Consider the following 13,762-nt stretch of genomic DNA (forward strand, 5'->3'; position numbering starts at 1 on the left):
CAACCACAACCCGTATGCACCTCCCCTTTAGAGACCACAAAATGTCGTTGATGGTCGAAACTTGGTGGCATACGCTTCCCCGACATACAGCATCTAGGGGTGCTGTCGCGGCGTAGAGCACCGGGGACCAGCCCAGGTTTTGGGGTGGTTTTGCCTGTTTCCAGGACCCCAGGTCCGGACAACGATCTCCGGAATCGGCGCCGCCGCGACACCCACCCCACCATCGCGGCATTTCATTCGGGGGTCGGGGCACCATGCGCATCGAGAGACGGTTCACGGTCGACGGTCGGGACGCTTACGAGGGGATCGCCTTCCGCACGGCGACCAGCGAGATCCGCAACCCCGACGGCTCGGTGGTTTTCCAGGCCAAGGACATCCAGGTGCCGGCGGACTGGAGCCAGGTGGCCTGTGACATCCTGGCCCAGAAGTATTTCCGCCGCGCCGGCGTGCCCGCCCGCCTGAGGAAGGTGGAGGAGAACGACGTCCCGTCCTTCCTGTGGCGCCAGGTGGCCGACGAGGACGCGCTGACCGGCCTGCCCGCCAAGGAGCGGGTGGGCGGCGAGACCTCCGCCCGCCAGGTGTTCGACCGCCTGGCTGGCACCTGGGCCTATTGGGGCTGGAAGGGTGGCTATTTCGACAGCGAGGCCGACGCCAGCGCCTATTTCGATGAGATGCGCCACATGTTGGCCCGCCAGATGGCGGCCCCCAACAGCCCGCAGTGGTTCAACACCGGCCTGCATTGGGCCTATGGCATCGACGGCCCCGCCCAGGGCCATCACTACGTCGACTTCAAGACCGGGGAGCTGGTGGCCAGCAAGTCGGCCTATGAGCATCCGCAGCCGCACGCCTGCTTCATCCAGTCCGTCGCCGACGACCTGGTGAACGAGGGCGGCATCATGGACCTGTGGGTGCGCGAAGCGCGCCTGTTCAAGTACGGCTCCGGCACCGGCTCCAACTTCTCCCGCCTGCGCGGCGATGGGGAGCGGCTGGCCGGCGGCGGCAAATCCTCCGGCCTGATGAGCTTCCTGAAGATCGGCGACCGCGCCGCCGGCGCCATCAAGTCCGGCGGCACCACCCGCCGCGCCGCCAAGATGGTGACGGTGGACCTGGACCACCCGGACATCGAGGCCTACATCGACTGGAAGGTGGTGGAGGAGCAGAAGGTCTGCGCCCTGGTGGCCGGGTCCAAGCTGGCCAACAAGCACCTGAACGCCATCATGGCGGCGGCGACGGAGGGCTTGGGGCCCGATGCCGACCGCCTGGACCCGACGAAGAACAAGGCGCTGAAGCGGGCCATCATCGAGGCCCGCAAGTCCATGATCCCGGAAAACTACATCCAGCGGGTCATCCAGTTCGCCGGCCAGGGCTATACGGAGATGGAGTTTCAGACCTATGACACGGACTGGGATTCCAGCGCCTATTTGACCGTTTCGGGCCAGAACTCCAACAACTCCGTCCGCGTGTCCGACGCCTTCATCCGCGCGGTGAAGGAGGATGGCGACTGGAACCTGATCCGCCGCACCGACGGCAAGGTGGCCAAGACGCTGAAGGCCCGCGACCTGTGGGACAAGATCGGCCACGCCGCCTGGCAGTCGGCCGACCCGGGCGTGCAGTACGACACCACCATCAACGACTGGCACACCTGCCCCGAGTCCGGCCGCATCAACGCGTCCAACCCCTGCTCGGAATACATGTTCCTGGACGACACGGCCTGCAACCTGGCGTCCCTGAACCTCATGGAGTTCCGCCGGGCCGACGGCTCGTTCGACACCGAGTCCTTCCGCCACGCCTGCCGGCTGTGGACGGTGGCGCTGGAAATCTCCGTGCTCATGGCGCAGTTCCCCTCCAAGGAGATCGCGCGCCTGTCGTACGAGTACCGCACCCTGGGCCTGGGCTTCGCCAACATCGGCGGCCTGCTGATGGCCGAAGGCATCCCCTATGACAGCGCCGAGGGCCGGGCCATTTGCGGCGCCATCAGCGCCATCATGACCGGTGTCGCCTACGCCACCTCCGCCGAGATGGCGGGCGAGCTGGGGGCCTTCCCCGGCTACGCCCCCAACGCCACGGCCATGCTGCGCGTCATCCGCAACCACCGCCGCGCCGCCTATGGCGCCGGCGAGGGGTATGAAGGCCTGTCGGTCACCCCGGTGCCGCTGGACGCCGAGGATTGCCCCGACCAGCGGCTGATCGCCGCCGCCCGCCGCGCCTGGGACGAGGCGCTGGAGCTGGGCCAGAAGCACGGCTACCGCAACGCCCAGGCCACCGTGGTCGCCCCCACCGGCACCATCGGCCTGGTCATGGACTGCGACACCACCGGCATCGAGCCGGACTTCGCCCTGGTGAAGTTCAAGAAGCTGGCCGGCGGCGGCTATTTCAAGATCATCAACCGCGTGGTGCCGGAGGCGCTGGCGCGCCTGGGCTATTCCGCCACGGACGTGGCCCGCATCGAGCGCTACGCCGTGGGCCACGGCACGCTGAAGGGCGCGCCGGGCGTGAACCATGAGACGCTGGCCGCCAAGGGCTTCGGCCCGGAACAGCTGGAGAAGCTGGAAGCCGGCCTGGCCAACGCCTTTGACATCAAGTTCGCCTTCAACAAATGGTCGCTGGGCGTCGACTTCTGCACCGGGGCCCTGGGCGTGCCGGCGCACAAGCTGGAGGAGTTCGGCTTCGACCTGCTGTCCCACCTGGGTTTCAGCAAGGCGGAGATCGAGGCGGCCAACGTCTATTGCTGCGGCGCCATGACCCTGGAGGGCGCGCCGGGCCTGAAGGCCGAACACCTGCCGGTGTTCGATTGCGCCACCCCGTGCGGCAAGATCGGCACGCGCTACCTGTCGGCGGAAAGCCACATCCGCATGATGGCGGCCTCGCAGCCCTTCATCTCCGGCGCCATCTCCAAGACCATCAACATGCCCAACCACGCCACGGTGGAGGCGTGCAAGGACGCCTACATGCTGTCGTGGAGCCTGGGCCTGAAGGCCAACGCGCTCTACCGCGACGGCAGCAAGCTGTCCCAGCCGCTGAACGCCCAGGTGCTGGAGGAGGATGAGGAGGAAGACGTCGCCGAGACCACGCTGGAGCGCGTGCTGGAGGCCCCGGTCGCCACCCGCGTCGAGGTGGTGACCGAGCGCATCGTGGAAAAGGTGGTGGAGAAGGTGGTGCGCGCCCAGCGCGAGCGCCTGCCCCACCGCCGCAAGGGCTACACCCAGAAGGCCATGGTGGGCGGCCACAAGGTCTATCTGCGCACCGGCGAGTACGAGGACGGCAAGCTGGGCGAAATCTTCATCGACATGCACAAGGAGGGCGCCGCCTTCCGCTCGCTGATGAACAACTTCGCCATCGCCATCAGCCTGGGCCTGCAGTACGGCGTGCCCCTGGAGGAGTATGTGGAGGCCTTCACCTTCACCCGCTTCGAGCCGGCCGGCATGGTGCAGGGCAACGACGCCATCAAGATGGCGACGTCTATCCTGGACTATGTGTTCCGGGAACTGGCCATCAGCTATCTGTCCCGCACGGACCTGGCCCACGCCACGCCGGAGGACATCCTGCCCGACACCATGGGCGGTGGTGTGAAGCAGAGCGACCTGCCGCCGCACGCGGCCGAGGTGGCGGAGGAGACGCTGAACGCCGTGGCGCGCATCACCTCCACCGGCTATGTCCGCAACAACCTGCCCAACCTGCGGGTCCTGCCCGGCGGCCAGGCCGGCCGTGCCGTCGCCGCCTTCCAGACGGCCACCGCGACCGCCACCGCCACCGCCAGTGTCGAGACCCACGTGGCCACCGGCACCCACGGCGCCGCCCAGGCCTTCTCGGCCCTGAGCCGCGCCGAGAAGGTGGTGACCGGCACCAGCTACGGCGGCGCCGTCTCCGGCGGCGGCGACGCCCGCTGGGAACGCGTCAAGGAAGCCCGTGCCAAAGGCTACGAAGGCGACCCCTGCCCCGAGTGCCAGAACATGACGCTGGTCAGGAACGGTACGTGCCTCAAGTGCGACACCTGCGGCAGCACGACGGGGTGCAGCTGAACTGCCCCCAGGCGGTGAACCACTATGAAGCGTCATAGAGTTTGGCCAAACGTCAGCTAGTTTGGCCGCAAACGTCAGAAAGAATGGCCGCACCCGCCCGGGTGCGGCCATTCTCCTTTCCAAGATAGAATCTTTCACCCTGCGAGGGACCATTAAGACACTGGCGCAGTCTCGAGTTTTTGCCCCCCCTAAACGGATTCGCAGCATAGAGCATTTTCCTATCGATTGAGGCCGTATCCGGCAGCGGCGAAGTAATTGATGCATTCGTCATGTGAGAAGGTGTCGATCCCCTGGCCGATTGCGGCCCAGAGGTCTTCCTTGGTGCGGGCGGCGGTCTTTTTGAGGAATGCCTTAAGCTTTGAAAAGGCCATCTCAATGGGATTGAAGTCGGGGCAATAGGGCGGTAGGAAGCGAAGCTTGGCACCGGTGCTTTCGACAGCGGCCTGCACGGCGGCCAGTTTGTGAGCGGGCAGATTGTCCATGATGACGACGTCCCCCGGCACCAAGCTTGGCGCCAACACCTGCTGGACGTAGGCCAGGAAGGCGGGCCCGGTCATCGGACCATCCAGGACCATGGGGGCGGTCACGCCTTCCAGCCTCAGCGCGCCGACGAACGTGGTGGTTTTCCAGTGGCCGTGCGGAACCGGCGCCCGGCATCGTTGGCCACGGGGAGCCCGCCCGCGCAGGCGGGCCATCTTGGTTGAGGCCCCGGTCTCATCAATGAAGACCAGGCGCTGGGGATCAAGGTCCGGCTGAAGATCGAACCAAGCGTGTCGCCGCCGCAGAACGTCGGGCCGTTGCTGCTCGCTCGCGTGCGCCGTTTTTTTTGACGGTCATGTCGTGGCGATCCAGCAAGCGCCAGACCGTACTGGGCGCCACCTGGAGGCCGTGCGTCCGCTCAAGATGGGCGGCGATCTCCGCCAAGGTGATGTCCGGCGTCTTGCTCACCAGCGCCAGGACCTCCTCGGCATGGGCTTCCATCCGGTGCGAGTGCCGATCACCGCCCATTGCCCGGGGCTTTGCGTGCCCCTCTTCCCGCCAACGGTTCACCCATTTGATCGCCGTCGACGCCGCAACCCCAAAACGCTTGGCCGCGGATCGGCAGGACTGACCGCCATCCACCGCTGCAATCAGCCGCGTGCGAAGATCATTGGAAAGAGGTGCTGTCATCAGGGCTGGCCTCCACTTCCAGCCCTGATGTTGAATCAGATTTGTACCCCCCAAGGGAATCCCTCTCGATTCTGATAGAGGAGAAAATGCTCTAGGGGCTCGGCGGGGTGGGTATTGTCCGCCCATCCGTCAAGGTCGCGGCAATAATCGACGTGCAGGCCAAAAAAATTTTCGGCCGGCCTTCCCGTTTTGCTCCGGTCCCTCGCAATGTAGATGAACGGATGTGCTGCAAGGATCATGGCTGACGAATCCCATCATCTCTCCCTTGAAGAAGTCGGGCGGCTCCTCAGTCGCCAGCGGCAAGCGGATTTGTTGCGACTTGCGGGTCTCGCCGAAACATGGGTCCGTGGCATCCCCCGCCGCGACGCCGCAGACCTGCTGAACGAGGCATTGGTCCGGGTGCTGTCTGGGGATAGGCCCTGGCCTGCGGACGTAACGCTCCATGCCTTCCTGTCGCAGGTCATGCGGAGCATCGCCAGCCAATGGCGTCACGAGGACGCCCGTGAACCGCTAGCAGCGGATCATATAGCGGATCTCGACAACATCGCCGCAGACGAAGCCGATCACGATTTTATCAATCTGACCCAGCGCATGCGTGAAGCGCTTCTAGGCGACACCCGAGCCCTCGGGATTTTCGACCACATCCTGACCCAGACGAGCCGCAAGCAGGCGTGCGAACAGCTTGGTCTCGATGCGACGGGCTACGACACGGCCCGCCGCCGGATGACCCGAACGCTCAGACGCCAATTCAAACCCGGATGGATCATATGACGACGTCACCAGACTCTGATCAGGTCCTCGCGCTGATTGCCGAGGGCATTCTCGACGCCAGCGACGAAGAGATCGTCGAAACTGCTCGCGCGCATGGCGTCGACGTTGACGCTCTGGAGCGCAAGGTGCGCGACATCATTGCGACCCGCGTTGATGCTGTCCGACCGTCGCTGCCGTTGAATATCGGTGAGACCGTCGCGTTGCGGTCTGATCCAGCACGCATCGGTGTGATTACCGGCATCACACCGAGTAACCGTGAGACACGCCTCAGCGTGTTTATCGATGGGCGTCTCGAGACGCTCTACATGAGCCAAGTCACGCGCGCCGACCTTGCGCCTGGTGCGGTTCGAGCAACGTTAAGCGAGTTCAATGCGCGCTTGACGGCTCTGCAACTGACCGAGCCAAGCATTGCAAATCTGTACTCGCTTCAGGCAGGCCGCATCGACTTCATTCCGTATCAGTTCCGGCCGGTGCTTAAGTTTATCCGCGCCGATCGGCCGCGGATGCTGGTCGCTGATGAAGTGGGCGTAGGCAAGACAATCGAAGCGGGTCTCCTGCTTCGCGAGTTGCAAGCGCGCCGTCCGCTGCGCTCGGTGCTCATCGTGTGTTCGAAGGCACTGGTCGTGGAGGAGAAATGGCATCGTGAGATGCGGCGTTTTGATGAGGAATTTGTCACGCTCGGTAGTGATGAACTGCACTACTGCCTTAACCAAAGTGATCTCGAAGGCGAGTGGCCGGATCGCTACTCGCGGGCAATCCTGCCGTTCTCGCTGGTCAACGAAAGGCTCCTGCAGGGTTATCCTGGTCGCGGCGGCGCCCGTGGCCCGGGCCTGAGCACGCTCGACACACCGCCCCGCTTCGATCTCCTGATCGTCGACGAGGCTCATAATGCGCGCAATACCGACACGAGCCTCCATCAAGGGTTACGCATCCTTGCCGACAACGCTGAGGCGGTAGTGCTGATCACGGCGACGCCGGTTCAACTCGGCACCGGCGACTTGTTCTCGCTGCTCAACCTTCTGCGGCCGGACTTGGTCATTGACCGGCCGACGTTCGAACGGATGGCGGAGCCAAACGAAGCCATTAACGCGGCGATCGCCGCAATCCGAGGCGCGGCGCCGGGCTGGCAGGATGTTGCGATCCAGCAGCTCAACGACGCTGCCAGCACCGACTGGGGCCGCGTGATGCTCGCGCCTTCGCCGGAATATCGCAATCTCGTTGCTGCGACGCGCCGCGCATCCAATGACGAAGATCGTGTTCGCCTGATCCGTCCGGCCGAGGCCATGCACAGCTTTTCGTCGATGATCAGTCGCACGCGCCGTCGCGATATCGGTAACTTCACGAGCCGCAAGGCGCGCACGGTCGAGGTGCCGTTCACGATCGAACAGAAGGCCGTTCACGACGATCTGCTGGCGCTCCAGCGAGCCATTTATCTGAGGAAGCACGGCGCCGGCCCTCTCGGCTTCCTCATGACGACGATCCGTCGACAGGCGGCCAGTTCACTGCACGGCCTTGTCCCGTTCCTCGAAGATATCCTGACGCGACGTCTCAGCGACCTCGAACTCGTTGAGATCGACGACGATGCGCTGGAGCATGGTGACGACGGGGTCGATGCGATCCGTGGAGAGATCGCGGCTATCGTGGAACGTGCACGCGCGCTGCCCAACGACGATCCCAAGCTGGCGGCGCTTCTCGATATCGTCACTCAAAAGGGTGGCATGCCGAACCGCCGGTTACTCGTGTTCAGCTCTTTCCGACACACGTTGTTCTATCTGGATCAGGCGCTGCGCCAGCGCGGCGTTCGCGTGGGTCTCATTCATGGCGGGATCGCCGACGACGACCGACGCGCTTTCCGCAAGGCGTTCGCTCTTCCGCCCGATCACGCTGGCGCGATCGATATCCTCCTGTCGTCGGAAGTGGGCTCTGAGGGTCTCGATTTTCAGTTCTGCGACGCGTTGGTGAATTTCGACATCCCTTGGAACCCAATGCGGATCGAGCAGCGCATCGGGCGTATCGATCGCTACGGGCAATCCAGCCAGACAGTCGCGATCTATAACTTCGTGACGCCCGGCACGGTGGACTTCGACATCTTCCAGCGCTGCCTGTTGCGCATTGGGGTGTTCGAGCGCGCGATCGGAGGCAGTGAGGCGATCTTAGGTGAGATCGCCGGCCGGCTTCAGGCAGTGGCCGACGACTTTCTCCTCACCGATGAGGAGCGGCAGGCACGTCTTCAACAGCTTGCGGACAATGAAATTCGCCAGGTCATCGAAACCGATGCATTGGAGGAACGCGAGGCAGAGCTGTTTGGCGTTCGCATTGAACGCTCGCGCATGAACGATGAAATTGCCGAGGCGTCGAGCCGCTGGCTAGAGCCGGCCGCGATTGAGCGTTTGGTCGGCCTCCATCTTGAACGTGCGCTGGACGTTGGCCGCAACCCGATCAGTGGTCAGGGCCCGGTCAAGAGCCTTCGGCTCGCTGCCGATGCCCGTCGCAGGCTTGTTCCGCCTCGCGCCCGCAGCACCCGACTTAGCCTTGCAGACCGGGAGTGGGAGACCTGGCTCCGGGGCGATCAGCAAACCCTCGCATTGACCTTCGATCGCGAAGCCGCAAACGACGATCGCTCGCTGGCGTTCATCACGCCCGTCCACCCTCTCACCCAGGCTGCAGCCCGCTCGTTCGCCCGCGATGAGGAAGTCATGGTCACATTGCGTGTGAACGATCCGACGCTCCCGGTCGGCGACCATTCATTTGCGATCTACCAATGGCAAATGCGCGGCCTTCGGGAGGACGCAATGCTCGTTCCCGTTGTCGAGGATCCGGCTGTCGCCGCGGCCTTCATGGATATCTTTACTGCGGCGGCCGATGCATCGGACGTCGCGCCCCCGGACAGCGCAACAATCGAGGGGCTCGAAAGCTGGCACCACGAACTCTGGGCGCGCCGACGCGCGGCGCATGTAGCCGAGGCCGCTGAGATTGCACGTTTCAGGCGCGACAGCCTTGAGGCCAGTCACCGGGCGCGGGTTGCAATCCTCGAGGAGCAGCTAGCCGCAGCCTCAGAAGATCGTATCCGGCGCATGCGGACGGGCCAGCTCGCGCGCGCGAACGCCGATCGCCAGGAAGCGCTTGAGGATTTGGCCGCAGCGGAGCGGCGTGCCGATATCCTTCCTCGGCGCGTCGCTTCAGGAACGCTTCGGGTGGAGCACTGACATGGGCACGCCGTTTCATGATTGGCTCGACAACCTGTGCGCCAAGCGCCAACGCTGGGTATCGGCGAGTCACGAGAACAACTTTGATCGCGGTATCTGGAATGCGACCGTCGACAAATATGCCGATCCCAGCCACTTCATCTTCGAATTGCTCCAGAATGCCGAGGACGCCGAGGCAAGTTGTGTTTGCTTTCGCCTCGAACCGACCCGCATCGTGTTTGAACATGATGGCCGACCGTTTAATCGCGACGATATCGAGGGCATTACCGGAATCGGAAACACGACGAAGCTCGATGATGGTCACAAGATCGGCTGCTTCGGGATCGGTTTCAAATCTGTCTACGTCGTCACCGAGCGGCCTGAGGTCCACTCGCTAATTGAAGACGAATCACTGGCGTTCGCGATCGAGAATCTCGTCGTTCCAAAGCTCATCGAAACGACGCACTTGGACGCGACGACGCAGATCGTCCTGCCGCTGCGGGCTGATCGGGCCAAGCTCGCGCTGACGCGTGCGCGAGAGGGCCTGGCGGCGTCCGGACCGCGCTCGTTGCTCTTTCTTCGGAATATCAAGCGGCTCGAATGGATCGACGGAGACCTCAGGGGGAGGCAGAAGCCAGTGACGGAGCCGGGTCCATTCGATCAATAAGGTCGCTGCTTCCGGATGGCACGGAGCGCCTTAATCGCTATTACGTCCTAGCGCGAGCGGTCGAGCATCGCCAAGATCGCAAACAATACGAGGTGAAGGCCGCTCTTCGGCTCAATCCTGCCGGCGACCTGATCGCCGAGGACGTCCCGACGAAGCTAATGGTGTTCTTCGAGACTGAGGAACTGACGGGTCTGCACTTCACGATCCATGGCCCGTTCCGGCTCACGGATAATCGCGGTAACATCAAGCGCGACGACCCGTGGAACGCCGAACTGATTGATGCCATTGCGGGGATGGTCGCGGATGCGCTGCCACGGCTGCGCGACCATGGGATGATGAAGCGCAGCGTGCTCGACCTGCTGCCCAACGGTTCGGACGAACTCCCTGCGGCGTTCGCTCCGATCCTGGCGCGGATTGTTGCCAAGTTCGCCGAAGAGGAACTGCTCCCCTGCCAGAGCAGCGGGTTCGCGACTTCGGTGAGTGGAATCAGGGGGCCGGCGGACCTCAGAGATCTCCTCGGTGAAGCTGGGCTCGCCGAGTTCTGCAACAAGCCGAGTCGTCGATGGATCATCGCCGCTCAGAAAGCCGGTCGTGCCGACGCTTTCATCAACACGCTCAAGGTAGAGGAATTCGGTCTTTCTAATTTCTTTTCTTCGTTTCGGCACGTCCTGGGTGGGCAGGGCCTCTACCTTGAGAGCGACAAGCAATGGCGCAAGCGCGGGCTGACGTGGTTTGACGCCCTGACGGACGAACAGCTTCAACACTGTTACCTGGCTTTGGAAGGAGCGCAGAAGGTCCAGAAGCCATCGGTGTCGATCTCAGACATTGAGTTTGTGAGGCTTGAGGATGGCCGTCGACACTCGCCACGGCATGCAGTGTTCGCCCCCGTTGAAGCCGACCTCGAATCTGAAGCCGATCAAGGCGAGCTATTCCTAGTCAAGCGCAGCCTGATCAGGATTGGTCGCGGTCGTGGAAAGGACGTCGAGCAATTCCTTCGCCGCGTGGGCGTTCGCGATCTTGATGAACGCGCCTATCTCACCGCTATTATCCGGACGGAGTACAAGGGAGAAGCGTCGCGGCCCAACCGCGAGCAACACCTTCAACATATGCGTCGCTTTTTGCGCTGGTGGAAGGAAACGGCGGATGTGGGCCCATTCGCCGGGGTCGAGTTCATCCGCGCTGGCGCGGAAGCAGCGTATTTCCGCGCCGACCGGGTCTATCTGGGGGCCCCTTTCCTCGAGTCAGGGCTTACATGCATTTACGATGGCGGCACCGCAGGCCGAGATCTTGAGCCGCTGTGGGAGGGATACAAAAACCTCCCCCGCAAAGACCTCCTGGCTTTCCTGGAAAAATGCGGCGTGGAGGAAAGTCTGGCGGTCTTGTCGTCGACGATTCCATACACTCATCCGCATTGGGCTGATTTGAAGCATGGTTGGGGATCAGCGCGTCACACGGGAACGGGCATCGACATCGATTATCGCATCGATCAATTGGCGGAGTTGCTCAAACGTCGTGACCCGGCGATCTCGAAGCTGGTTTGGGATGCGGCTCGGACGGCGGGTGCGACGGCGATGGTCGCGCGCTTCTCACCGAACCAGCAGTATGAGGCGCACAAGCGGCCGTCTTCGATGGCGATCACCTTGCGCGACAACGCCTGGATTCCTACGAAGGATGGGAGCCTGCGGAGGCCAAGCGAAATAACGCCAGCCGACTTGGCCAAGGGATACGCCGTAGGTGGGAATGAAGATTGGCTGAGGGCGATCGGCTTCGGAGAGCAAGCTCGCCAGCGCAGCGAGCACACCAAGGCGCGCCGACAAGCTGGCGAGTTGATTGGGCTTTCTCCGGAGCTGGTCGATCAGCTTGGCGGACTCTCCCCCGAAGAATTGGCAGCGTTGAGCGCGGACATGATCCGCAGCATCAACAGCCGGTCCTACGAGCCAGTGGAATTTCCGGAGCGTGAAGCGGGGAACGCGGGCCGGCGGGCCGAGCGGCTAGCAGCGCGGGCCCAGGCGTCCCCTCTGAAAACCTATGAAGCACGTGAGCGCAGCGTTCGAACGAGCAATACTGAGACTCGAACGCTCGCAAGAACCTACCTCGAGGACCATTACACCAACCCGCTCGAGGAAATGGTGTGTCAGGGCTGCCACGATAAAATGCCCTTCAATCGACCTGACGGCTCGCCCTATTTCGAATCCGTGGAATGCCTGGACTCGCTCGAAAAGGAGCAAGCCGAGAACCATCTCGCAATGTGCCCGACATGCGCGGCGAAGTGGCGTCACGCCAATCCGATCACTGATATCGAACTCCGCGCGAAACTCGCCGAAGCGGCGTCACCGGAGATTAGCGTGGAACTCGCGGGAGAGCCCACGCGGGTGCGCTTCACGCAGGTTCACCTTGACGATCTCCGCACGGTCGCCGGCCTCACGGCGCGCTAGAGTCTAGTTTTGACTTAGTTGGTATCGTTGAGGGGAAGGACGTTGTCGCCAACGGTCGGGTTCTGTCTTGGGGCATTCAAGCCGCACGTTGGCCGAGGATAGTAAAGAGGCCGGGCGTCCTGGAGAGCGTAATCTCATCATCCCATCCGAAATGGGTCACCGAACGACGCAATGCACCACCCGGGGCACGAATAACGATATCCTTAGCTTCGCGGAGTTTCACAAGGCAAACATCGACGATGTCCGCGATGACCGGGCTCTCGTTACAGTGTGCCGCGAAAAGCCGCTGCTTCGTGAGTGGCGGTAGCCCAGCAAGGTGCCGCTCGTGCACCATGCGGGCGAGTTGGTCAATGACCGCCTTTTCGGAACGGGTCCACGCGTTGTCATTAAAGGCGAACTCGAACATCTCGGTCCGTACATCCTGACCGGGCGAGAAGCCCAGTGCGTTGAAGCCTGCGCGCCCAAAGTGCTCGAACGTGTTCTCCATCATCCAGTGGATCTTTCCCATCTCCTCACGGGCCTGGTGGTGCTTGGAGAGATGCAAAAGCCAATAGTCGCGGTTTGAGCCACTGTCGGGGTGAATGAAGAACGGAGTGTAGTAGTCGGCGCCGGTATTGCGCTGGATGTGCTCGTAGAGCGTATTCTGGATTAAGCGCTTCCAACCCCGCATCTGCCTCATCTGCAGCATATCCCGGACATCTTCCCGCTCGAGGTCGATGGCGGCCAAGCCCGCCGTGTCTATCATCCGCTCATTGAGCAGGTTGACCAGATGATCGACCATGAAGGTGAGCACCACCTCTGGATGCTTAAGCGAGCCCATGATCCGGCGGATGGTGGCGAACGTGACCGAGCTCCAGCCATACTGATCAAGGAAGAATAGGGACCGATGGGCCGTCCCCTTGCCACGGATGCGATCAATTATAGTGCCAGCAGCATCCTCAAACTTCGCCGGCACAATGTGGATATCATGGCCGATGCGGCTGTAGTGACCGCGGTCGCGTAACACCTCACGTAGGAACTCGATGTGACGATCGTTGGCGTCCACGAAAACAAAGTCAGCCTTCACGTCAAAGCCATGCAAGCGCTGACCAGCGATTTCTGTCTCGATACGCTCGACAGACGCCAGCATGCGCAGCGGCGAGCCGTCGACCTCCGCGCCATCAAACGTGTATCGGCCGCCGCCGCAGAAGCCATCGACGATCGTCAGCCTCAGTTCGCGTTGGCGAAGGCTGCGGGTGAGCGTCCGGATGTAAGCTTCGATGTAGTTGTCGAAAATCTGATGCTTGGCTGCGCTATGCAAGCCTAGCTCAGGGAGCTTGCCCCCGAGCCTCCAGTCGTATCCAAGGTTTTCTGCTATAGTCATAAATCCCACCGACGCCCTATCGTCGAAGTTGCATTTATGATGAATCGCCGGGCATGATGTCTAGCGATAAACGTTTGTCGATATCTCGTCTTTCGACCTCAGGTGGCGTGGTTAATTGCAGAAGGAACTGCCGCAAGGCAGATCTCTTATGG

At 62.6% G+C, this 13,762-nt stretch carries 7 protein-coding genes; 5 read left to right on the plus strand and 2 right to left on the minus strand.

The genetic code is table 11. The annotated features are described in order from the left end of the window. The first annotated feature begins 254 nt into the window (after window positions 1–254). On the plus strand, window positions 255–4,019 hold the full coding sequence (locus UAJ10_RS28820) for a vitamin B12-dependent ribonucleotide reductase (RefSeq protein ID WP_322918819.1): 3,765 nt from the start codon (window positions 255–257) through the stop codon (window positions 4,017–4,019). Between the two features lie 218 nt (window positions 4,020–4,237). Here UAJ10_RS28820 and UAJ10_RS28825 read toward each other — a convergent pair. Then, window positions 4,238–5,189, minus strand: a protein-coding gene (locus UAJ10_RS28825; protein WP_322918820.1) for an IS630 family transposase whose coding sequence is annotated in 2 segments (ribosomal slippage) — window positions 4,238–4,850 and window positions 4,849–5,189 — 954 coding nt in all. Because the reading frame shifts where the segments join, the coding sequence is not laid out codon by codon here. Window positions 5,190–5,426: 237 nt separating this feature from the next. On the opposite strand from UAJ10_RS28825, the gene UAJ10_RS28830 reads away from it, so the two are divergent. The 4 genes from UAJ10_RS28830 (at window position 5,427) to UAJ10_RS28845 (ending at window position 12,247) form a co-directional block, all read left to right on the plus strand. Next, on the plus strand, window positions 5,427–5,960 hold the full coding sequence (locus UAJ10_RS28830; RefSeq protein WP_322918821.1) for an RNA polymerase sigma factor: 534 nt from the start codon (window positions 5,427–5,429) through the stop codon (window positions 5,958–5,960). Next, window positions 5,957–9,166 carry a helicase-related protein gene (locus UAJ10_RS28835; protein WP_322918822.1) on the plus strand — a complete coding sequence of 1,070 codons (3,210 nt, stop codon included), beginning with the start codon at window positions 5,957–5,959 and terminating at the stop codon, window positions 9,164–9,166. The genes UAJ10_RS28830 and UAJ10_RS28835 overlap by 4 nt, the downstream gene beginning before the upstream one ends. A gap of 1 nt (window position 9,167) precedes the next feature. Continuing rightward, complete coding sequence (locus UAJ10_RS28840) at window positions 9,168–9,812, plus strand: sacsin N-terminal ATP-binding-like domain-containing protein (RefSeq protein WP_322918823.1); 645 nt, start codon at window positions 9,168–9,170, stop codon at window positions 9,810–9,812. A gap of 92 nt (window positions 9,813–9,904) precedes the next feature. Continuing rightward, entirely contained in the window at window positions 9,905–12,247 is a 2,343-nt protein-coding gene (locus UAJ10_RS28845; protein WP_322918824.1) for a hypothetical protein, read from the plus strand. A gap of 76 nt (window positions 12,248–12,323) precedes the next feature. On the opposite strand, the gene UAJ10_RS28850 is transcribed toward UAJ10_RS28845, so the two are convergent. After that, window positions 12,324–13,547 carry a three-Cys-motif partner protein TcmP gene (locus tag UAJ10_RS28850; RefSeq protein WP_322918825.1) on the minus strand — a complete coding sequence of 408 codons (1,224 nt, stop codon included), beginning with the start codon at window positions 13,545–13,547 and terminating at the stop codon, window positions 12,324–12,326. Between the last annotated feature and the right edge of the window lie 215 nt (window positions 13,548–13,762).

Origin of the sequence: Nitrospirillum guaranorum, assembly GCF_034653275.1 — a bacterium.
Classification (GTDB): Bacteria; Pseudomonadota; Alphaproteobacteria; order Azospirillales; family Azospirillaceae; genus Nitrospirillum.

Coding starts and splice junctions, on each gene's coding strand:
- UAJ10_RS28820 (WP_322918819.1), top strand. CDS start 255: ATGCGCATCGAGAGACGGTTCACGGTCGACGGTCGGGACGCTTACGAG.
- UAJ10_RS28830 (WP_322918821.1), top strand. CDS start 5,427: ATGGCTGACGAATCCCATCATCTCTCCCTTGAAGAAGTCGGGCGGCTC.
- UAJ10_RS28835 (WP_322918822.1), top strand. CDS start 5,957: ATGACGACGTCACCAGACTCTGATCAGGTCCTCGCGCTGATTGCCGAG.
- UAJ10_RS28840 (WP_322918823.1), top strand. CDS start 9,168: ATGGGCACGCCGTTTCATGATTGGCTCGACAACCTGTGCGCCAAGCGC.